Genomic DNA, 22,422 nt, shown 5'->3' with positions numbered 1-22,422 from the left:
CTCGGAGAGTATGCTGTGCAGCGCGGCGGAATACAGAAGCATTTTCCCTGCACGATCCAGCACGCTTACGATGCCGGCATTCCGGACATCTGCCAATGATAAGCCGCAGGCGGCAAGGAAAGCCGTGACCGCCGCTCGATGATTCTTGGCGAGATGATTGCTCCACCTTGGGTTGCGTCAAGATGGGGGCCCGATCTGGCACACTGTCTGCGTAGATATCCCACGGACTTCTCATCATGCCCGCCAGCGCGTCTAAACGAGTGCCTAAGAACGGCAATGGTAGGAACTCGCCGTCCCTCAGGTCCAGCAGCGCTTCTTCACCCCGGGTGCAATTGCCCGCCAGGAGCGACGAGGCCGTTTCGAGGGGGCCAAGAAGACTCAACTCCTCACTTGTCGCTGCAAGTTGTCCCTCCGGTTCGGCGGCACTCTCCGCAATGGATATCGAAGGCGACACCGCGACGACATCGGTCATATAGGCGCCGATCTGAATAACATCGCTGGTTTTCCGGGCGACCGGCGCCTCTGACGGAAGCGGCATCGCCTCGTCATTTTGACATGTGTCGTCGCGGCCTCGGTCGATCAGTACGTATCGCCGTGCCATGCACTCGATTGAGCAGTGGGATTTCGAGACCATCTGCTGATCATCCGGCAGAACCAGGCTGTTGCCTGCTCGGCTGGTAGTCAGTCCACCAGCCGCGTCGCCCGGCACGAGATATTCCGGAAAACTACATCTATTGCTGTGTACACGTAGCGTGAGGGGCATTGGTGGGCTAACTCAAATGTGGGTTCTGTCCGGCTCGGATGGCCCAGAGAGCCATTTCGAGATTTGGGAAGTCGCCAGCAACGTGCAGCGCCAAGCCGGCGGATTGGGGCATATCCTTCCAGAAGCGGCTATTTTGATCGATCTCGAAATAGCTGAATCCAACATGGAACGGGATCTGACGCGGCGCGACCGGTAGGGGATTGATGATAATGCCGGGCAGTGCGACATTGACGAGTTCCGTGATTTTCTCCGCCGGGCCGATCTTAATCTGAGACGGGAACTCGCGCCGGAGGCGCTCGACCTCAATATCAGCCCGAGCAGCCAGCACGAAGCTCGAGGTCGTAAAGAGAGAGCGGTCGGCCACCTCGGCCACATGGACACCGTATTTTTGCCGCTGCAGCGGTACGGGGACCGCAGTCTGCTCAATCACTGCACCCAGCGAAGCCCGGATCGACTGCATCACTGGCAAAAACGCCTCCGCGAGAGAGTCGTGCTTGTAAACACCAAGGGTCGGGGCACGTTTATCGACGCGGGCGAACGTGGCTAGTTCACCCGCCAACTGGAGCATGAGAACATACAGCGATTCCGGATTTACAACGGCGGCCTTGGATAGGTGGCAGAAGTACGGCTCGTACCGATTGATCGCCTGCAGCAGAAGGAAGTCCGCGAGCTCTGCAACCCGGTTCGTTCCCGACTGGGAGACCCGAGTGGCCAGAGCTTCACCACGATGGTGAAGCAGGCCGGTGATCTCAGTGATGTAGTTCGAGAGGACCCGGGAGCTGGCGCAGTCGGGGGTTGGCGGCACGTGCGTTTCGTCCAGAATGATCTGTCGGTCGGCCCGGACCTCTATGATACGGGCGATTGGGATGCAAGTGTAGCCAGACCGGTCTGCCGCGTCCGGCAGCAGTCGAAAATCCAGCCTCGCTACGTCGATGGAGGCGCTGCCTCGCTCGCCAGCGTTGGTGTCGACAACATCCTCAGTGGAGACTGCGAAGCGGATAGGTACGTCAATTCCCGCTTGCGCGTCGGTTTCAAGAGCGCCGGGTTGATAAAACGGTACCGCCAAGTGAATAAGCGAATCTCGAAAATCCGGCGGAACGTCGTAGGGAGTTGGCTGGTTGGCTTCGTCAGGAATACTGAAGGGCATCCCGTCCTCCAAGACGCCGCGAGCCGCTTCGATGGCGATCTTACCGAGACCAAGCAGCTCTCGATTGAGCCGCAGCTCGCTGATACCCCACCCGTACCCATGCAAAACCGCCGTCCTGCTGCGCACCAGCTGTTCGACGTGACGATCGGCCTGCTGAAAATGCTGCGGGCGGAGGAACAAGCCCTCCGACCAGACGACCCTATTATTCCACGACATTCAAGACTCGCCTCGCGTCCACCTGACAGAACGGCTTTCTCCGTAAAAGTAGCAGAGCTTCACTGCCCCCTTGCATGCACATCTGATATCCAACAATGCGCTGGTAGAAGGGCATCGCGTGTCGGGACAGCTCAGATATGCAAGCGCCGAAGCTCATCAGGATTGGTCATGAGCCCCCTTGCAGCGCGACAAGCAAGGGGTCTCATCTAGACTGTCGCTCAGTAGCCCGTTGCCCTCAGAGCCTTATTGGTCGTTCATGTTCACACTGACCTACAACGCGCCAATTCGCCTGTCCTGTCACTCGTACGGGATGAATCTCGCAAATGACCGCCCGGAAGCCTTGAGACCCGGCGCCGCAAGTACGGGGCCAAAAGAGCAGCGCAACAGGCAAGGTGACACGTGATGCGCATTGCCTCGTCGAAAATGTTCCTGAATACGCTGAGGCAGTGCCGCCGCCAACATCGTCTTCACGCGCCGCCGCCCCTAAAGCACCTTGACGACCAGTTTAGCGATTAGACAACCACCTCCTGGACACGATCCACGAACCGGTTGCAGTCCCGGTTCGCGCCAGGTGCGGGATAGCAGCCCTGGCGGCATGGATCATTCATGCGGCGAAGATAGGCATTTCCACATTTGGTGATGCCCAATAGCTAGCGAATGGGATATGCGCTGCGCCTCATGTTGGCGCGCGAGCACATGCAAGATGGCACGGTGGAGATCGACCGTTTTCATCTCGGTGAGCGACCGAGAATGGATCCGGACGGTCTACCGCCTGGACGGGGCCGAAAAGGCCTTTCGATACATGCAGGGCGCGCGACGGCGAAAGGGATCGAACCGCAACCTGCCTGATGGGCGGTGAGGCGTTCATGGCGATTGGCAAGAGCTTTGCTACGCATGAGAACGTAAAGCATTCGAGCCGCGAATTCGTCCAAGTCGCCGTCCACTCGGTGGGAGGTTTCAAGTCCCGGGTCCGCCGCACCATTGCCGGCGTCTTTCATCATATCAGCCCGCAGCATGCCTTGTCTTTCCACGAGATCGGCTTCCGCTGGTCACAGCGCATTGTTACGGGCCAGGCAGTGCGGATACTAGTCACGGGTGCCGCCGGCGCTGCGATTGCTGCAAGTCTTTCGCGCTATTACCGGCCGGCAATGCGCAGAAGTCCGGATGCCGGGATCATCGTTAAATCTCCCAGCCTTTTGTGATAAGGCCGCGTTGTTTAGCGGAAGCCAGCAAGGAGTTCGAAGACGAAGGCCGACCTCACTGGCGCCGCAATTGGCGACAGTTGCCACTACCCTGGTATCGTTGGGCCAATCCCACCATAGAAGAGATCATGTCGATGTTTCGTCGTAACCGGCTTGCGCGGCACCGGCGGCCGTCAGCGTTGATAGCAATCCGTGCCGATCGCCACATCAAGCACGGACCTCCGGTCTGGAGAACGGGTCGTCGCTGCATCTCTCGAAGGATCGCCGCTGTCGTTATGGGTTCACGCAGGAGCTGCGCCATAGCCGCTCACTAACCGGATGCGAGCATATCACCTGTGCATGCAATCCAATACCGGGACTGCGCTAGTTTGAATCGCGGGCTCTTCTCCGTGGTTTTTGAGGTTCTGCTGCAATGATGCGTTTACGCTACCAGTTATCAACGGCCTGGCCATGTCTTCGGGATCTGCCGGCCTCCCGTCACCTGAGCTCGATTCCGCAGAGCCGCCCCATGCCACAACAGCAAAAAACGGGACCCACGGTGATTGAGCGGCGTCCGAACGAGGCTCGGCAAGCTGGAGCGGTCGATGGTCGCAGTCGCGCCCCTTGCACTCTGGTTAAGTCGCTTGAGCCCCTGATAAATTCTGACCTTCCGTCAGCAGTCGGTGCCCGACAGCTGACCCCTTGTTTCCTGAAGGCCATATCCCAGGGGGGTGAGCATGGTTGACAGGGACCCTCGGACTAAGGGGCAGGGCTCTTCGCGGCCGGATGAGGGCCGGCACCCAGCGGATCAAAGAGCGCAGTCTTCAGTGGCGCGTGTCGATCAAGTGGCCGACAACTTCAATTCGGACGACATCTGGCAAGAGAATTCGGTATTGCGTTACGTGGAAAGGCTAAGCGTCGACCAGCCAAGCCCGCCGACCGAGCTTCAAAGCCCTGAAGAACAAACCCCGCAAATGATGGCTGACATGACGGAACTGACGAGAGTTCCGGTCGTCCCGGCAGAGACCGCGTTCAACCTCACGAGGACAACAGATGAATACAATAATGCCGATCGCACTATTCACCTCGTCGAGGGCCAGCCGCTGGAGACTGGCCCTCAGCGCGGGGGGCTGCATGGCCTTGGGAATTTAGAAGCCTCAGCGGTTGCCGGGCCCACCGAGGTGCCGGGTGGAAGAGAGGAGCATTCGGCCATGTCCGAGGTGCCCGCGGAGCCCAGCGATCCGACCGGTGGCGGGCGCAAGAGGCGGACTACTGAGAAGGACGCAGATCCCAGGCCCAGCCGCAGGCAGACGTTATATGCTCAAAGGCCGCTGGCGTTGGCGCCTGATCTCAGCGCCGCGAATGCCGGCATAATCGTGGGGGCCTCAACGGGCGATCTCGTCAATCGAGCGGCGTTCCGGACGGTGTCGGCCCAGGACCAGACGAGGCTGGACGAAATCGCCAGGCAGACACCGCGGCAGTCGAGGCAGAGCAAGGGGGCGTGGGCGGACGCGCTGAAGGCGGCCCATCCCAATCTCAGCGCCGCCGATGCCGCCGTAATCGTGGGCGTCGTAAAGCGGGTTATCGCCAGGAGGGCGGCGTATCGAACGGTGTCGGCCCAGGACCGGGCGAGGCTTGACGAGATCAAGGCGGCGACACCGCAGCTGTCGGGGCAGAGCAAGGGGGCGTGGGCGGACGCGCTGAAGGCGGCCCATCCCGATCTCAGCGCCGCCGATGCCGCCATAACCGTGGGCTCTTTTAAGGACGATATTGCAAGGAGGACGGCGTTCCGGACGGTGTCGGCCCAGGACCAGGCGAGGCTGGACGAAATCGCCAGGCAGACACCGCAGCTACCGGGGCAGAGCAAGGGGGCGTGGGCGGACGCGCTGAAGGCGGCCCATCCCGATCTCAGCGCCGCCGATGCCGCCATAATCGTGGGTGCCGTAAAGCAGGATATTGCTAAAAGGGCCGCGTTCCAGACGGTGTCGGCCCAGGACCAGGCGAGACTGGACGAAATCGCGGCGGTGACACCGCGGCTGCCGGGGCAGAGCAAGGGGGCGTGGGCGGACGCGCTGAAGGCGGCCCATCCCGATCTCAGCGCCGCCGATGCCGCCATAATCGTGAATGCCGTAAAGCAGGATATTGCTAAAAGGACAGCGTTCCAGACGGTGTCGGCCCAGGACCACGCGAGGCTGGACGAAATCGCCAGGCAGACACCGCAGCTACAGGGGCAGAGCAAGGGGGCGTGGGCGGACGCACTGAAGGCGGCCCATCCCGATCTCAGCGCCGCCGATGCCGCCGCCATCGTGGGCGCCGTAAAGCGAGTTATCGCCAGGAGGGCGGCTTTTCAGACGGTGTCGGCCCAGGATCAGGCGAGGCTGGACGAAATCGCTAGGCAGACACCGCGGCTGCCGGGGCAGAGCAAGGGGGCGTGGGCGGACGCGCTGAAGGCGGCCCATCCCGATCTCAGCGCCTCCGATGCCGCCATAATTGTGGGTTCCGTAAAGCATAATATTGTAAAAAGGGCGGCGTTCCGGACGGTGTCGGCTCAGGACCAGGCGAGGCTGGACGAAATCGCCAGGCAAACACCGCGACAGTCGAGGCAGAGCAAGGGGGCGTGGGCGGACGCGCTGAAGGCGGCCCATCCCGATCTCAGCGCCGCCGATGCCGCCACAATCGTGGGCGCCTTAAAGGACGATATCGCCGTGAGGGCAGCGTTCCGGACGGTGTCGGCCCAGGACCAGGCGAGGCTGGACGAAATCGCGGCGGTGACACCGCGGCAGGGGCGGAGCAATGCGGCCTGGGCGGACGCGCTGAAGGCGGCCCATCCCGATCTCAGCGCCGCCGATGCCGCCACCATCGTGGGCGCCGCAAAGGACGAAATCGCCAGGAGGGCGGCGTTCCGGACGGTGTCGGCCCAGGACCAGGCGAGGCTGGACGAACTCGCTAGGCAGACACCGCAGCTGCCGGGGCAGAGCAATGCGGCCTGGGCGGACGCGCTGAAGGCGGCCCATCCCGATCTCAGCGCCGCCGATGCCGCCGTAATCGTGGGTGCCATAAAGCAGGATATTGCTAAAAGGGCGGCGTTCCGGACGGTGTCGGCCCAGGACCAGGCGAGGCTGGACGAAATCGCGGCGGCAACACCGCGGCAGGGGGGGAGCAATGCGGCCTGGGCCGATGCGCTGAAGGCGGCCCATCCCGATCTCAGCGCCGCCGATGCCGCCACCATCCTGGGCACCTTTAGGGACGATATCGCCAGGAGGGCGGCGTTCCGGACGGTGTCGGCCCAGGATCAGGCGAGGCTGGACGAGATCAAGGCGGCGACACCGCAGCTGCCGGGGCAGAGCAAGGGGGCGTGGGCGGACGCGCTGAAGGCGGCCCATCCCGATCTCAGCGCCGCCGATGCCGCCATAGTCGTGGGTGCCGTAAGGCGCGATATCGCCGTGAGGACGGCGTTCCAGACGGTGTCGGCCCAGGACCAGGCGAGGCTGGACGAAATCGCTAGGCAGTGCTGCCGGGGCAGAGTAAGGGGGCGTGGGCAGACGCACTGAAGGCGGCCCATCCCGATCTCAGCGCCGCCGATGCCGCCATAATCGTGGGTGCCTCGAAGAAACGGATAGCCAGGAGGGCAGCGTTCAAGGTGATATAGGACGGCTCATGACTCATCACCACATTCCCTAGGAACTGCACCATCATGTGCGTTGGTTGTCCACCACGGGATTGCATGAGCATGTGAGAGCGCCGAATTTTTCTTCAGTCTGGAGGCCAATACCTGGCTCGAGATCGATATTTAGGGGCACGACGGCCGGCGCATTCCGGCTGACTAACACGCCGAGAGCGACCTCGTCTTCGACGGTCGGGAGCGCAGAATGTCGGCTCGCATGCCGCTGCGACCATCAGCCCGCTCCTCGCAAGATTGGCGCCAAGGCCGCCGTCGAACGATGGCGACGAGGCAAGTTTTTCCAAAACTTTCTTTAGCATAGAGGTAGAAGGATCGCTACAGCGGGGTTGCAGTGCGCGGGCGGCTAGGGTGACTAAGTGCGTGCACTCCACGACCGTCAAACGGGGTCGGTGTCCGTCAATTCGAAATCGCAGGGATCTGCACGAGAGACCGCGTGGTTGCCCTGCACGACTAATGGAAGCAGGGTCGACAGTCACGTTGGGATGCGGTAGGTGCGCGATAGAACGGGGGATTGGCGGCGGGACTCGATTCTTTTTAGAAGATCACGCAAAGCCGCATCACACCCATTGTCAAAAGTAAATACCGCGACGATGGTTATTAAACTTCGACTTCCGTCGAAAACGGCAATGGCGCTCACGAAGGAGGCCGGCCGCTGCGAAACCCCGCCATCTCCGCACCCCACTCCTTCGCTCCAACTGGGAGCAAAATGAATGAGGCAACGTGCGAATCTCGGGGAGCATCGTTACATGCGGTCAATACGGATCTCATCCAGATTGTCGCCCTATATGCCTCGTGCGGCGGTCCGGCGGAGCGCAGGAGATATAATGCCGTTGAAGTGCTCGAGCCGTTCTACCACTGACGCCGGGTCGCTGCACGCGCGATGGACCCGCCGGCTGGCCGCTCGTTCGATGAGGGTCCGCGCGCCGACACCCCCAAGAGCGATCGCCGAGGACGCCATCCACCTTATGCAGCAACTGGCGCGGAGGCGGCCGCGCGAAGACTTCGTAGTTGGAGGCCTTCAGGCTCACGTTTGCAACGGTACTCCGCAGGTTGCCCTTTGCAACGACTGCCCGACGATGTCAATTCAATCTGGCTGAGCTTGTACCGTCAAGTTTATCCAGTTTGGGGTTCGCTCCAGCGGTGGGTTGCGCATCCGCGGCGGCATCGGCGGGTTTAGGTGCGGAGACCATTCCGGCTGCGCAGCACTGCATCACGTCGCGGGTTGCCGATCTGGGCGAACTCTGCAGGGTTAGTCAGCCGAGGCCAGAGTGCTTGGCTTGCCACGCTCCTCGATAACCCGATCCAGTCCACAGGCGACCGCAGGCCGGAGAGCGAAGTATCGGCGACGAGAGTCCGGCTTTCCTCACGACCATCAGAAGCCTGAACCCGCGCCAACGATCATTGGCAGCCAGCGGGATCAACACCAACGCTTGCCTTTCGCTCGTTTCCGGCCACGGCGCTTGCGCATCGTGAGCTTCTCCTCCCGATGGACCCGGAAGAGCTTCTTGTTGTTCACAAGGGTGTCCCTCGCGCCTGAGCAGCACATAGCTGCGTCAAGATCCGAAGCGGCGGCATTCACGCCCCAAGCATTCACGACATATACGAATGTCGATTGTGCATGAGCAATCGCGTCTGCTCATTGCTAAACATTGAGAAACAGAGGCGCGACGATCTTTTATGTCGGGAAAACTGGGATTTGGGTCATGCTCGATGCAGATCATCTATTAAAACCGATCAGCGACGGCAACGCATGCGGGGATGCTCTCGATTACGATTTGAGCTTCCTGGAGCTGGAGATAGCGTCGCATGGCAAGCCGCACCAGCAGATAGGCGACTCCATCGCCACCGAGGAGGCTCCCGATTGGACAGAGGTGTGGCGGCTTGGCCTCGACCTTTCTGCCCGCACTAAGGATCTAAGAGTCGGCATCTTGCTCACACGATCCGCCCTCAGTCAGTTCGGCTTCTCTGGTCTAAGTCGGGGGCTTGAGCTGCTCGCGGCCTATGTCGAGCTCTACTGGTCAGAGCTACATCCGCGACCGGATCCAGAAGATGACGAAGATCAGACCGTTCGCCTCAACGCTCTAGCGAGCCTCTGCGATCTCTCCGGGCTCTTGGCAGAAATACGCCAAGTCCCACTCACCTCCTCCAGGCAATTCGGGACTTTTACGCTCCGCGATTGGGCTGGTGCGCTACGGTCCCAATCTACGGAAATTGATCGTTCGACCATCGAGCACGCCTTCATCGACACCGACCCACTGCAGCTCGAGCAGATCAGCACTGGTCTCCACGCCAGCCTGGCAGCCGCCACCCATCTAGACGCGAGTGTTCGGCAGCACGTCGCGAGTGACGAGGCCGTTCGATTCGACCCTCTGATAGTGCTACTCACCCAGGCCAAGGATCTGGTCGACGCCCATCGGAAAAGGGCCCAGCCTGCAGCCCCGGCATCTCCATTGCCAGACTCTAGCAAGGCCTCTTACCCCGAAGTGATCCGCAACCGCGATGACGTTGTCGAAATTCTTGGCCGCATTTGCCACTGGTACCAGGTGAATGAGCCCGCGAGCCCACTGCCAGCCCTCCTGGAGCGCGCGCAGCGACTTGTCTCGAAGGACTTCATGGCTCTTATCAAAGAGTTGGCGCCAGAAGGGGTTGCCCAATACCGTTCGATTGCCGGTCTGGCGGTCGGCGAGGGCACGTGACGTGCGCAATCTTCCCTATCAGGAGAGTGGAACACATGACAAAGGCGAGTAGTCAAAAGTTCATCGCGCGGGTTCGTCCGCCTCGCGTACAGATCGAATACGACGTCGAGACCTATGGCTCTCAGAAGAAGGTTCAGCTTCCCTTCGTGGTCGGCGTGATGTCCGACCTCGCCGGCAATGCTGCCGAGCCGCTTGCCCCTGTCGCGGAGCGCAAGATGATGGAGATCGATATCGACAATTTCGATGATCGGCTCAGATCGCTGAGGCCCAGGGTGGTGATGCGGGTGCCGAACCTATTGACCGGAGAAGGCCAACTCGCTGTCGACTTGACGTTCGAGCGGCTCGAAGATTTCTCGCCGGCGGCCGTGGCGCGCAAGGTCGACAGCCTTAGCAGGCTGCTCGAGGCGCGAACGGAGCTCTCCAATCTGCTGGCCTATATGGACGGGAAGAACGGTGCCGAAGAGTTGCTCACCCACTTCCTCGCGGATTCGGCACTGCTAAGCGCCCTCGGCAATGGCATCGAGACTGAGAAGCCTGATGCAGTGGTTGCCGCTCCGCCATTGGCATCCCCAGACACAGAGGAGAACTGATCATGATGCCTGCAGATGCCACAGATGTACAGGTCGCCACCGTTGATCTCGGCGATTTCACCCGCATGCTTCGATTCGAGTTCAAGATCCGCTCGGACCACTCCCGTGACTTGGTGGAGAGTGCCGTCCGAACACTGGCCGAGCAGGCACTTCAAAACACGTCGCTGATCAGCGACGATGTCGTCACGACTATCCAAGCAATGATTGCTTCGATCGACCAGAAGCTTTCTGCACAACTCAACGAGATCCTCCATCACGAAAATTTCCAGCGCGTGGAATCAGCTTGGCGGGGCTTGCATCACCTTGCCATCAACACCGAAACCGATGAAACGTTGAAGATTCGCGTTCTCCCAGTTTCAAAGGTGGAGATGTCCCGAACTCTGCGGAAATATAAGGGTGTCACCTGGGATCAGAGTCCGCTATTCAAAAAAATTTACGAAGACGAATACGGCCAAATCGGCGGTGAACCCTATGGCTGCCTGATTGCCGACTACTATTTCGACCATACCCCACCGGACGTAGAGTTGCTTTCGGGACTGGCGCAGATCGCGGCGGCGAGCCACTCACCGCTTATATCTGCCGTCTCACCACATCTGCTGCAGATGGATTCTTGGCGTGAGCTTGCGAACCCGCGTGACATCACAAAAATCTTCCTCACGCCCGAACATGCCCCTTGGCGGGCGTTCCGCGAGAGCGAGAACTCTCGGTACGTGGCCCTGACCTTACCACGCACCCTTGGCCGGCTGCCCTACGGGGCCAAAACCAACCCGGTCGATGAATTCGCCTTCGAGGAGGACACAGACGGCGGCGACAGCGAGAAATACCTTTGGACGAACGCAGCCTACGCCATGGGCGTAAATATCACGCGCTCGTTCAAGCTCTATGGCTGGCTCTCCAGAATTCGTGGCGTCGAATCCGGCGGCCTGGTCGAGGGTCTGCCGGTACATACCTTCCGCAGCGACGACGGTGGCGTCGACCTAAAATGCCCCACTGAGATCGCGATCAGCGACCGCCGTGAGGCCGAACTGTCCAAAAACGGTCTTCTACCGCTGTTGCACCGCAAAAACACGGACCTCGGCGTATTTATTGGCGCTCAAACTATTAACAAGCCGGTCAAATACGAAGACCCCGACGCGTCAGCGAACGCCGAACTCAGTGCCCGGCTACCCTACATCTTCGCAACCTGCCGCTTCGCACATTATTTGAAGTGTATGGTCCGGGACAAGATTGGCACGTTCAAGGAGCGCCACGAGGTCGAGGAGTGGCTCAACCAATGGATTCAGGGCTATGTCCACCCCTCGCCCGAGCTTGGGAGCGAAGAGAGTAAGGCACAGCAGCCGCTCTCCTCAGCCGAGGTCAAGGTGGAAGAGGTCGAAGATAATCCCGGATATTACGTTGCGAGATTTTACATGCGGCCACACTACCAGCTCGAAGGCCTAACCATCTCTTTGAGACTTGTCTCGCGCCTGCCATCCGCCCGCAAGGACTGAGAAAACCCGCAGATGATTGTGCTCCGTTCTCGGCGCCAAAACTCCGGAATAGCTGCCCCGGGCTGGCCGATGCAATCCAGGCCCAATCAGATCAACGAGAAAAGGAAAGTCCATCATGGCGTTCGACGCGGTTATAAAATTCACGCAAGCGTCCAAGGACGGCATTTTGCCCAAGGGCGAATCTATCATTCTAAAGGACGGTATCACCCTAGCGGACGAATGGAGCTTTTCACTCGAAAACAAGCTGAACATTGGGCCTCATACCGCCGGGGCGGGCGCGGGCAAGGCCGAATTCGAGGTCTTCACTATCAAGAAGCAGGTGGATACGTCATCGCCCTCTCTGTACGTTGCCTGTGGTCGCGGCGCCCACTTCAATAGCGTCGAACTGAAACTTTTCAAAGCGACGGGGAGCGGACAAGCTACATCAGAATCGAACCTGTTCTTGCACTGGAGTTTCAACATGCTGGTAGTCGAGAAGGTCGAGTGGTCCTATGCGGAAGAGGCCCCCGAGGAGACGATCACATTCCGGTTCGGCGCCTGCAAGGTCATTTATTACAGGCAGGATGAAAAAGGCGCTCTTACCAAAGCTGGCGAGGGCATCTGGAACCAAATCGCGAACAGCACCGACTTCAATAGGCTCGTCGGCTGATGGGGCCATCGGCAACCCGGGAATATTCGGGGCTGCGCGCGAAAACGACAGATCGACTCGTCGCCATTGCACCTGGAGATTGTAACATGGGCAGAGATGTTAAGCGGGATCTCGTGCAACCATCCCTCCTGGACCGGCTTACGGACGATGAGCCGCGCAGCTCGTGTGAAGCGCAGGACAAGCGCAGCTTCTCTGTTCGCCAACTGGAAGAGGTGATTCTACGCGATGTTTCCTGGTTGTTGAACACCAATCAATTGGGTGCAACCGTAGATCTACAAGCGTACCCTCACGTAGCGGCCAGTGCACTTAATTATGGTGCCTGGCCTCTCAGCGGACAAATTCGCGAAGGCATGGATAAGAGCGCATTGCGCGAAGCGATAATCGAGAGCCTTCAGCGCTTTGAGCCGCGTCTCTTACCGGACACCCTGAAGGTCACGGTCCTGGACGATGGTCAGGGTTGCGGCACTTTTCGCTTTAGGATCGAAGCCGATCTGTGGGCGCAGCCATTGCCGGTGCGAATGGTGATGCGTACGGAGGTAGATTCCGAGCTCGAATCCGCCCGCGTTCATCTCGGTACAGAGATAAGCTGATGGATCCCCGGCTCCTGCGACTGTACAACGACGAACTTGCTTATATGCGCGAGATGGGGGCCGAGTTCGCCCGTGCATTCCCGAAGGTCGCCGCCCGGCTCGGGATGGAATCAGCGGAGGTCGCCGACCCCTACGTCGAGCGGCTTCTGGAAGGCTTCGCTTTCATGGCGGCGCGGGTGCAATTGAAGCTTCAGTCTCGCTTTCCGGAATTCACCCAGCACCTCCTGGAGATGGTCTATCCGCATTTTCTACCGCCGCTCCCCTCGATGACGATCGTCCGTTTCGAGCCCGACCAGGATGCCGGACGACTTGAAAATGGATACCTCGTGCCGCGGGGAACCAAGCTTTTGGGCCGTCTTGCTCCGGGCGCCGTCACACATTGCGAGTTCCGCACGGCCCATGATGTGCATCTCTGGCCAATTGTGGTGAGCGCTGCCGATTATTTTTCGACGCCGGGGCAGATCGCCGCACTGGATCTTCCGGCCCGGCAAGATGCGAAGGCTGCTTTGCGACTACGCCTTCGCACCACCAATGGCATGCCGTTCAATAAACTCGGACTAGAGGCTCTCACACTGCACCTAACAGGCCCCGGTGGCATCGGCGCCGCACTCGCCGAACAGCTTCTCGGTGACGCATGCAATATCATAGCCCGTCCGGTCGGCCGGCCTATCCCTTGGCAGGAAAAGATTCCGGTTCATGCGCTGCAGCAACGCGGTTTGGAGCCGAGCTGTGCTCTCCTGCCCGAGGTGCCACGCTCTTTCGACGGGTACCGTCTCCTACAGGAGTATTTCGCCCTCGCGGAGCGGACGTTGTTCGTCGAGGTTAGCGGGCTGGCAGACGCAGTAGCCCTGTCAACTGCCGAGACCCTTGAGATCGTCTTCGCACTCAGACGTGTCGAGCCACGGCTGGAACGACAGCTCGGGCCCCAAAATATCGTTCTCTTCGCAACGCCCGCGATTAATCTCTTCGAACGCCAGGCAGATCTCGTCCACGTGAGCGACAAGAACACCGAGCATCATGTGATTGTTGACAGGATGAGGCCGCTCGACTTTGAGGTCCACTCGATCCTCGAGATGAGCGGAGACGGGGCGAAAAACGAAGCGGCTCCCGTGAGGTTCTACCCGTTCTATAGCATCAGCGCGCACGGTCAGGAGGAGCAGCATTCCAGATACTACGCGATCCGCCGGGAGCAGCGCCTCATGTCGGAGCACCAGCGTCTAAATGGCGCGCGGACTGGCTACATCGGCAGCGAAACGTTCGTTTCTCTAGTTGATCGCCAGGCGGCTCCCTATTCGGCGGAACTCCGGCATTTGTCTGTAAACTGCCTGTGCTCGAACCGGGATCTGGCGCTGCTGCTGCCGATCGGCCGGGACGAGACAGACTTCACCCTGGAAATCGGCGCTCCAGTTACCGCCACCCGGTGCGTATCGCCCCCGAGCCGACCGCGCCACTCCTTCGCCAATGGCGATATCACTTGGCGATTAATTAGCCATCTTTCACTGAACTACCTCTCGATCAGCAATTCCGATAGGAACGACCACCGGGGCGCAGAAGCGCTACGTGAACTCCTCCGCCTCTACGTCGATCCAGTCAATGCCTTCGCCTCACGGCAGATCGACGGGATCCGGGAGATTCGGTCCAGGCCTGCGGTCAGGCGATTGTCCAGCGGTGGACAAGCCGCCGTAGCACGTGGGATTGAGGTTGGTATCATCCTGGACGAAGCGGCCTTCGAAGGCGTTGGCATCTTTCCGCTCGCCTCCGTGCTCAACCAGTTCTTCGCGAAATACGTATCCATCAACAGCTTCACCGAGATGGTCGTCTCGACGCTACAGCGCGGGGAGGTAATGCGATGGCCGACGATGGCCGGCCGCCGGGCGATCCTTTGATTTCGGGGGCACTCGGCGACTTCCTAAGCTCGCTCAGGGCCGAACCGCATGCCTGCGACTTCTTCCAGGCTCTGCGGCGGATCGATGCAATCTGCTCAGATCGGCCTCGGCTGGGAGAATCGAGCGGTCCCAGCCTGGATCGCGTGCGGATCGCCCAGCAGCCCTCCCTTGCATTTCCGACTCGATCGATCGCGGGCGTGACTGCGCACGAGGAGAACGACCCCGTAATCTCCACCTACGCCTTCGGCTTGTTTGGACCCCACGGTCCCCTCCCATTGCATCTGACGGAGTACGCCCTTCTCCGGCAGCACAACGCCGCGGATGAGACGCTGATCCGATTTGCTGATACCTTTCATCATCGAATGGCCTCGTTCTTCTTCCGCGCATGGGCGGAGGGCGAACCGACCGTGAGCTATGACAGGCCACAAGAAGATCGATTTGCCCTTCAGCTCGGCGCGCTAGCCGGCTTCGGGATGACCTCCCTGCGCGCGCGGGATGCTATGCCTGATCTGGCCAAACTCCACTTCACCGGCCGTCTCGCCTCACACACCCGCAACGCCGAGGGGCTCGCTGCCATCCTCGCCAGCTTCGTCGAGGCGCCGGTTGATATCCGTGAATTTGTCCCAAAGTGGGTGGATCTGCCCCGCATATCGCTCTGCCTCCTGGGCCGCGACCCGGCCACGGGCACGCTGAACAGCAACGCTATTGCAGGTGCGAGGGTCAGAGTGTGGCACCATCGGTTCCGACTCATTGTGGGTCCCCTCAGCCTGGCTCATTACGAATCGCTTCTGCCCGCAGCTCCCGGCCTTAAGTCGATAGCGGAGATCATCTGCAACTACCTTGGAGATGAACTTGACTGGGAGATTAACCTCGTTCTCCGTCAGGAGCAGGTCCCGGAAGTGCAGTTGGGTCGCTGCGGCAGACTCGGATGGTCCAGTTGGATGGGCAAGAGGAAAACGCGCCAGCACGCCGATGACTTGACAACTACCCCGACTGACCGGGACCCACCGGCTGCCGCATGGCGCTCTCCTGAAACGGACATCCATGATGCGGCGGGCCCGCTCGACCTTCTTTTCGGGCGGGGAGAAGATCTCCTTGGCGAGATCGATCTGGAACGGGTGAATGGCCCACGTAACCTCGATACCAAGTGCGGCGGCACGGCGGGCGGCGGCTTGGAAGGCCCGTTATGACAAGCATCGGAAGCTCGACTCTCTTCAGTAAGCTCAACGCAAACTGCAATGGGACCGCCAAGGCCCTTTGCAAAATTCGCCGTGACGCCTCTTTGGAACGTTATCGCCATTTTGACGCCCTTGAGGCTTCAGCAGCGGAGAGGCCTATCGAGCCGACGATCGCGGCGAAACTCGACCACCGTGGTTGTCCGCTCGGGCGCTGCGCCCTGGGCCTGGTTGAATCTTCCAGGAGACACGTCGTCGCTAGCACCGCCGGAATCCGCCAACTCATCGATGTTACAAGGCCGCATGGCGAGATTTGGGTGGGACTTAGCGTGGGTGAGTTCCAAGAGACCCACACGCTTTCTTCACCCCGCCCTCCCCCGCTTGGCTCTGACGATGCGGGCCAGCAAGACATCTTGGCTGAGCAACGGTCGGCGATTTCGATGCACGAAATAAACGCTTTTCGGCATCTTCGCCGATGGCTTCGGCAGCATCCTACTCACGCCATCGGGCGCAACCGCGCCTTCTCATCAAATCTGCGGAACACACACCACCATGGTCGAGTCAAGAATCGAGAGTCTCTTAAGGCACAATCGTTTTGTTGCGGTCACTTCGGCCGCGTCCGAGTTGAATGAAATCTCTCTCCGGCGGCTCAGTGGCACCGAGCGGCTGGGGGAACCTTTCCTCTACGAGGTGAAGCTCGCCAGCCGCAATCCAGTTCAGAACTTTGCTACGATCCCCGGTCAAAACCTGACAATCGGCCTTAAGCTCAAGGACTCGCAAACGCGCTTCTTCAACGGTGTTGTTACGCGCTTCCAATATCTCGGCCTCGACGATACCGAGCACCTCAACTACGTGGCGCAGGTGCGGCCGTGGATTTCATTGCTCGAGCATCGCTCTAACAGTCGGGTCTTTCAGAACAAGACGAGCATCGAGATCATCACCACGATTTTTCGAGAACATAAAGGCAATTTCAAGAATCAGACCGCCCGACGGTTCCCACAGCGCCCATATTGCGTCCAGTACGATGAAACGGATCTGGCCTTCGTCAGCCGCCTCATGGAGCAGGACGGCATCTACTACTATTTTGAACATGCTGAGGACCAACATGACCTGGTGCTGGTCGACAACGCCGCGAGTCACATGGCCTGCACGCCTGAGATCGTAGAGACCCACCACAATCTCAGGCCTGCCCGAAGTCTTTACCAAGAAGATGTCATCCTGCATTGGGACGAGGTCGTATCGCTACAGCCGAACAAGGTCGTTCTCAGGGACTATGACCATGAGAAGCCGATGGCAGAACTGACGTCTGTCGCGCGTGTTCCTCCCGTGAGGACAGGCGGCATTCCGCCATGCAAGCTCACGGGAAGCGCCATCACCCGACCGCGGGAGAGCGTGGCGGTCAGAACGGGCGAGACCTCGTCGGCAAGCAGCGGCTGCACGGCAATGCGGGAGGTCTTCGAGTATCCAGGCCAGTATACAAAAAAAAGCGATGGCGATTTCTACGCCACCATCCGTGCCGAGGAACTCGCCTGCAACGCTTATCGCGCGCGGATCGAAAGCACTGCGCGCCAGATAACGACCGGGTCATTATTCAAGGCGGCAAATCCCTTCTACTACGGCCAGGTCGGTTCCCGCCCGAAACCCACCGATCGCTTTCTGGCAGTCGGACAGGACTTCACTGTCATCGGTGAGGTGGGGGACGATCTCACTGCGGACACCGTGGGGGGGAAGGGCGAGCGGTTCCTCTATCACAGCAACGTAGAGATTATCCCCGCGACAACCCAGTACCGACCGAGGCGCCGCACACCGGCGCGGTTGATTCACGGACCGCAGACGGCCGTCGTCGTGGGCCCCGAGGGCGAGTCGATCGCGACGGATAAGTACGGCCGTGTGAAGGTTCAGTTCTTCTGGGACCGAGAAGGCGGAAAGAACGAGAACAGCTCCTGCTGGATTCGGGTGGCCCAGAACTTCGCTGGTAAGGGTTTTGGCAACCTGGTCGTCCCACGGATCGGCCATGAGGTCGTGGTTGATTTCATCCACGGCAATCCCGACACGCCCCTGGTGACCGGCGTCGTATACAATGGCTCAAATCTGCCGCCTGAAACCCTGCCGACCGACAAAACGCGGTCGACCTTCCGGACGCATACCGATGGCGGCGCCGCTAATGCCTACAATGAACTGCGCTTTGAGGACAAGCAGGGCCGTGAGGAGGTCTATTTGAAGGCCCAGAAGAATCATACCGTCGAGGTCGGGAATATCTACAGCATCGACGTCAAGAGACACTTCCTCCTGACCTCGGGCGGCGCCGCGCCCGACTCCCCTGCCGCAGCGGCCTTAGGTAGCCGCGTCGAGGTAACACCCGACAAGATCCGCCTTGTAGTATCGGGCAGAACCGGCCCGCAGGCCATCGAAATCAGCGGCGATGGGATCGCCATTATCGGCACGATGATTGGCGTTATGGCAACACCTCCGCGGCTCGGGTCCATCGTCTCCATGCCGCCGCCGACACCGGGTCCACCCACGCCGTCGATAATGAAGCTTATTGCGACACTCGGGCTGCCGCCTGTTACGCCCGAGTGACACGATGTCAAGGTGAACTGGTTCTGGGCCTCGGCTGTCCGGAAGTCGTTGCCTTTAAGTCGGCAGGGCCCTGCAGGCGTAGAGAAAAAGCGTAACGGCTTCGGCGTCGTAAGCTGACCTACCAAATCAACGTGACACTGCGAGATTGCCCGAAAATGAGGAAAGGTTATCGCGCGTGAGCGTTTGTTCCGGGAACTTGCGCCTCAGTTAGATGGAGTTGCCACGCGAAATCGGCCGCAAGCGGCTCCAAATGCGTCTGGTTTAGGTCTCCACCAAGCTGGAACTGGTGGATGAAATACCTTTATCACTCGGCGTCACGAAATTGCGATCAGGGCGCGGGCGGCGCAAAAATCAGCGTTCTCGATCTGGGCGTTACAGCGCTGCTTTGCAGGGCGGGCTCTCGCCTCGAAGCGCTTCTGGCGGAGCGTGGCCGCCTCGAGCAGCAGTCGAAGCCTTTCACCATGCTCGAAGGTGTCTCGCTTCTATTTGCGTTTCGAGTTCCTGATAGGCGCTGGCCATGCCTGTCAGGCCGAGTTTGCGCAGCATGTCAATGGTGGGATTGTTCAACGTCGCGATAAAAATCATGCGCTGTCCAGCTCGAGGGAGGACGCTGGCCATGCCCCCGAAGCATAACGGGATACGAATTTGGTATTGGAAGGAAAGGTCGCGACGGAAGTAACATCAGCAGTGACGCAATGACCTAAGGAACGACGCAATGTACGGCAGAAGGCAGGGGGGTGTTGGCAATAGTTCCGAACAAGGCGGTGAAGACACCTTTAACTGGGTTGAAGGCTTGACTGGCTCCTCGTCCGGCGAAGCGGCACTGAAAGAAATTTTACTGGCCTGGGCGGAAGACGGGCAGCAGGAGCAGGACGAGGACCGGCACGAGGCAATGGCACGGATCGAGGCCTGGACGGAAACCCGCAATTTTCGTGCCCCCCTGAACTTAACATCGCTGTCCCTAACGGCACTGCCCCCCACCTTACCGGCCGGCCTCCAGCGGCTCAACGCCAATGACAACCGGTTGGGCAGGCTGCCCAACAACCTCCCGCCCGGTCTGCGAAAGCTCTCTGCCTGCGACAACCAGCTGACCACGCTGCCTGAGGTTCTTCCGGACATGCTCGAGACGCTCTACGTCGACGGCAACCGGCTGACCAGATTGCCGAACGAGCTTCCTTCCGGACTAAAGTATCTCTACGTCAACCACAACCGGCTGACCAGTTTGCCCGATAACCTGCCGCCTGAGCTCAGGGAGCTTCATGTCACCCGCAACGAAATCGCGCACCTGCCGGAGAATCTCCCCCTCGAATTGACGGATCTCCGCGCCGAACTCAATAATATAATTCGCCTGCCCGAGCGCCTTCCTGCAAAGCTCACGAGGCTCGAAGTCCCTCACAATGAACTGACTAGCCTACCCGAGGACCTCCCGGCCACCCTAAAGTGGCTCAGCACCGACAGTAATGAACTGACCCACCTGCCCCCTAACCTGCCGAGGGGGCTGGAGGAGCTTAGCGTTCGTGGAAACAACCTGAGAGGACTTGGCGACGGGCGAACTGCACTGCCGTACATTCTGTCGCAGCTTCCGCCTCATTGCAAAGTGTACCTGAATAACAATCCGCTGCCAGATCGACTGCGGGCGCACCTGAGCGCGCAAAGCGGGACGAGCCTTCCGCAGATCTTTTTGTGATGCTGCCTGACAAACGGGCCAAACTAGGTCCCTGCGTTTTGAGTAAAAGGCCTTTTGCCGAAGCCATGGCGGTGGGGTGCAGGCCAGGTATGACGCGTGCGGATCAAAAACAATGAGTTTGCAGGTTTATGCCGCTCGCCGGAATGTGTTGAGTTGTGGAAGCAACAGACGTCTCACTGAAGACTATGGCCGGAAAGCCCAGGCTCGGCACTTGTGTCCTTCGGGCGACCTTGCATGCGAGCCAGTTCGTACAAAGGATTACCCGCTATCGCGTACCAGGAGGTGCGACGCTTACGGCCTAGAGGCATTGCCGCCGGTTGGAACGTTCGGAAGCTGGACCCAGATTTCAACAGGCCTCAAGCGCATCCACCATTTCCACATGGTCCACCCCCAGCATCGCGTATTCGTTGATCTAACTACCCGAGACTCCAGCCTACGGGCCTATTTGCATTCGTCGGCGATCGACGACTCTGTCGCCTATTAGTTGAAATAGGGTTTCGTGGCGAGCCAGCAGAGGAACAGCCCATGGATGAGAAAAACAGCCCCATTGTTTGCATCTCGGGTGTAGACGAACGAAAGCTCGGCGCCGCTCTAATCGCGGTCCAATCGGCATTTAGTGTCGCGATTGCGGAACTATCGAAGCTTCACAAAGGGAACAGTCCTCAGTGGTTCGAAGACCTGGAGGAGGTGGTAATCGCTAACGCAAAAGGCACAGTCACCGAGGGCATCTCGCTGGATGTCGAGGTGGAAAGCCTCAAATTCGGCATCGACGTCCTTCGGGCGATCTTAGATGTCAGCCGCGTTGAGCTAGGCTTTGCAGCAAAGGAATAACCTTTCGCCCAAACGAGGTCTCGATGCTATTTGGCGCCGGAGATGTTCGATGCACACTCGAACCTTCGCATGAGTACCGCGCTCGTCGCCAAAGTCGCCCGCATCGTCACCAAATGGTACGGTCGTCCGACAAACCAGGAGGTCTTGCCGCAGATGATCGACGATACGACCTATGCATGGCGCACCGGCGTTTTTGAGGCAACGCGCGTTTTCCATGCGGAAGACCCGGGCGGACCAACCTTCATCGGGGGCAATTTGCGCAAGCCGGACTCCCATGGAAGACAATAACTTGTCGGACGCTGGGCGCACGAGACTGAGGGACTCAGCGTTGAAGATGTGCCGACAAGCTCGGCATTAGCGATGCACCCTGTATAGCGGGCAGCGACCGCCTTGCCATGCTTGAAGATGCCCTGAGCCGACACGCCCACAGTTGATAAAGATGTCGACTCAGTACCGCCGGCCGCTCCTCACCTTCTACCTTGCTGAGCCGCCAGCCATTGCGGCTCGTGGCAAGGATTTTTCGGACTCTTCCCGAGAATATGCACAACGCGACGCAGCGCTTGTCGACCCGCTGTTTCGTGAAGTTCGCGCTCGCCAGGAAATGGTGCGTGATGAGCCCTTTGTAAGAGTCACCCTTGCGCCGGCAGTCCGAGACCTCCCCGTTCATCTGGTTCGTCGTCTGGAATCGCAATCGATCGATGATCGACCTCCGCCCCTTCGTCGCAGGGATACACATCAAGTGGCATTGACCTGGACAGCGACCGCTCGCGCTGGAGCGCCGAATACCGGCGGCGCATTTCACCGGACGCAATCGACCCTGCCGTCCAAAGAGCGACCAGTTCCATGAAACCCGGGTCTTCATCGATCCGGATTCCTCGCGCCTTCCAACGCGCGATGACCCGCTCGGCTATGTCCCTGCGTGAATCCATTACCACTTCCCTGCCCCCTGCCCCCTGCCGCCTACGCGGTTAGATACCAAGATGGTGGGTTCTTCGCCAGTTCAAACCGTCCAATATGTCACGCCGGCCGCCCGCGATCCGTTTTCAGGAGCTTGTTAGCTGGAGCTATCGAGATCGCAGGACACACTTTCCAGCTCTCTCCCGACCTGATGGTCCCCGTCACCATCTTTTCCGTCCATGAATAAGGTAGGCCGCCCCCGATCAGTCCAGGCGATTTAAGTGCGAGTCCGCTTTTACGTCGCCTTGAGGTCCGTCAGCACCTTGTCAAAAGCATCCTTGACCGGCTTTGAGATTTCCTCC

14 protein-coding genes and 4 pseudogenes are annotated in these 22,422 nt (G+C 59.7%); 13 read left to right on the top strand and 5 right to left on the bottom strand.

The window, feature by feature from the left end; translation table 11 throughout:
- Positions 1–770 precede the first annotated feature (770 nt).
- The gene (gene tssK / locus CO671_RS31245; protein ID WP_010069402.1) at positions 771–2,126 is read right to left on the bottom strand and encodes a type VI secretion system baseplate subunit TssK; all 1,356 of its coding nucleotides are present in this window, start codon (positions 2,124–2,126) and stop codon (positions 771–773) included.
- A 642-nt stretch (positions 2,127–2,768) separates the two neighbouring features.
- On the opposite strand from tssK, the pseudogene CO671_RS31235 reads away from it, so the two are divergent.
- Together CO671_RS31235 and CO671_RS31230 are read left to right on the top strand one after the other, a co-directional pair.
- Positions 2,769–3,328 (top strand): annotated as a pseudogene (locus tag CO671_RS31235) (transposase); the annotation flags it as partial.
- Between the two features lie 965 nt (positions 3,329–4,293).
- On the top strand, positions 4,294–6,858 hold the full coding sequence (locus CO671_RS31230) for a hypothetical protein (RefSeq protein WP_245425050.1): 2,565 nt from the start codon (positions 4,294–4,296) through the stop codon (positions 6,856–6,858).
- A gap of 1,316 nt (positions 6,859–8,174) precedes the next feature.
- Here the strand turns inward: CO671_RS31230 and CO671_RS31215 are convergent.
- A pseudogene (locus tag CO671_RS31215) lies at positions 8,175–8,566 on the bottom strand (IS3 family transposase); the annotation flags it as partial.
- Between the two features lie 126 nt (positions 8,567–8,692).
- On the opposite strand from CO671_RS31215, the gene tssA reads away from it, so the two are divergent.
- The 7 genes and pseudogenes from tssA to tssG form a co-directional block, all read left to right on the top strand.
- Positions 8,693–9,685: a type VI secretion system protein TssA gene (gene tssA, locus CO671_RS31210; RefSeq protein ID WP_004680423.1), complete on the top strand. Its 993-nt coding sequence runs from the start codon at positions 8,693–8,695 to the stop codon at positions 9,683–9,685.
- A gap of 35 nt (positions 9,686–9,720) precedes the next feature.
- The gene (tssB, locus tag CO671_RS31205) at positions 9,721–10,275 is read left to right on the top strand and encodes a type VI secretion system contractile sheath small subunit (protein ID WP_004680424.1); all 555 of its coding nucleotides are present in this window, start codon (positions 9,721–9,723) and stop codon (positions 10,273–10,275) included.
- A gap of 2 nt (positions 10,276–10,277) precedes the next feature.
- A complete protein-coding gene (gene tssC, locus CO671_RS31200) occupies positions 10,278–11,765 on the top strand; it encodes a type VI secretion system contractile sheath large subunit (protein WP_004680425.1) in 1,488 nt (495 codons plus the stop codon).
- A 115-nt stretch (positions 11,766–11,880) separates the two neighbouring features.
- Positions 11,881–12,414 (top strand): type VI secretion system tube protein Hcp, encoded by a 534-nt coding sequence (locus CO671_RS31195; protein WP_004680426.1) that lies wholly within the window; start codon positions 11,881–11,883, stop codon positions 12,412–12,414.
- A gap of 86 nt (positions 12,415–12,500) precedes the next feature.
- Entirely contained in the window at positions 12,501–13,004 is a 504-nt protein-coding gene (tssE, locus tag CO671_RS31190; RefSeq protein ID WP_004680427.1) for a type VI secretion system baseplate subunit TssE, read from the top strand.
- Entirely contained in the window at positions 13,004–14,890 is a 1,887-nt protein-coding gene (gene tssF, locus CO671_RS31185; protein WP_008536039.1) for a type VI secretion system baseplate subunit TssF, read from the top strand. Before tssE ends, tssF begins: the two co-directional genes overlap by 1 nt.
- Positions 14,854–15,825: pseudogene (gene tssG / locus CO671_RS31180) on the top strand (type VI secretion system baseplate subunit TssG); the annotation flags it as partial. The gene tssF and the pseudogene tssG, both read left to right, overlap by 37 nt.
- Before the next feature lie 105 nt (positions 15,826–15,930).
- Here the strand turns inward: tssG and CO671_RS34400 are convergent.
- Positions 15,931–16,068 (bottom strand): annotated as a pseudogene (locus tag CO671_RS34400) (CoA ester lyase); the annotation flags it as partial.
- A gap of 549 nt (positions 16,069–16,617) precedes the next feature.
- Between CO671_RS34400 and tssI the strand changes: the two are divergent.
- Positions 16,618–18,645, top strand: coding sequence for a type VI secretion system tip protein TssI/VgrG (gene tssI / locus CO671_RS31175; protein ID WP_004680430.1), 2,028 nt, complete (start codon positions 16,618–16,620; stop codon positions 18,643–18,645).
- A gap of 456 nt (positions 18,646–19,101) precedes the next feature.
- Here tssI and CO671_RS34565 read toward each other — a convergent pair whose 3' ends face one another.
- On the bottom strand, positions 19,102–19,230 hold the full coding sequence (locus tag CO671_RS34565) for a hypothetical protein (RefSeq protein ID WP_010068000.1): 129 nt from the start codon (positions 19,228–19,230) through the stop codon (positions 19,102–19,104).
- A 130-nt stretch (positions 19,231–19,360) separates the two neighbouring features.
- Between CO671_RS34565 and CO671_RS31170 the strand changes: the two genes are divergently transcribed.
- The 3 genes from CO671_RS31170 to CO671_RS31160 all read left to right on the top strand — a co-directional run bounded on the left by CO671_RS31170 (position 19,361) and on the right by CO671_RS31160 (position 21,451).
- A complete protein-coding gene (locus tag CO671_RS31170; RefSeq protein WP_004680431.1) occupies positions 19,361–20,332 on the top strand; it encodes a hypothetical protein in 972 nt (323 codons plus the stop codon).
- A 525-nt stretch (positions 20,333–20,857) separates the two neighbouring features.
- On the top strand, positions 20,858–21,163 hold the full coding sequence (locus CO671_RS31165) for a hypothetical protein (RefSeq protein WP_004680432.1): 306 nt from the start codon (positions 20,858–20,860) through the stop codon (positions 21,161–21,163).
- 30 nt (positions 21,164–21,193) lie between these two features.
- Positions 21,194–21,451 carry a hypothetical protein gene (locus CO671_RS31160; protein WP_040111814.1) on the top strand — a complete coding sequence of 86 codons (258 nt, stop codon included), beginning with the start codon at positions 21,194–21,196 and terminating at the stop codon, positions 21,449–21,451.
- Positions 21,452–21,792: 341 nt separating this feature from the next.
- Here the strand turns inward: CO671_RS31160 and CO671_RS31150 are convergent, their stop codons facing one another.
- A complete protein-coding gene (locus tag CO671_RS31150) occupies positions 21,793–22,092 on the bottom strand; it encodes a hypothetical protein (RefSeq protein WP_004680434.1) in 300 nt (99 codons plus the stop codon).
- Between the last annotated feature and the right edge of the window lie 330 nt (positions 22,093–22,422).

The sequence above is a fragment of the Rhizobium sp. M10 genome, assembly GCF_002531955.1.
GTDB lineage: Bacteria > Pseudomonadota > Alphaproteobacteria > Rhizobiales > Rhizobiaceae > Rhizobium > Rhizobium etli_C.
The sequence above is the reverse complement of the archived record's forward strand: the minus strand, read 5'-3'. Positions and strand labels throughout refer to the sequence as shown.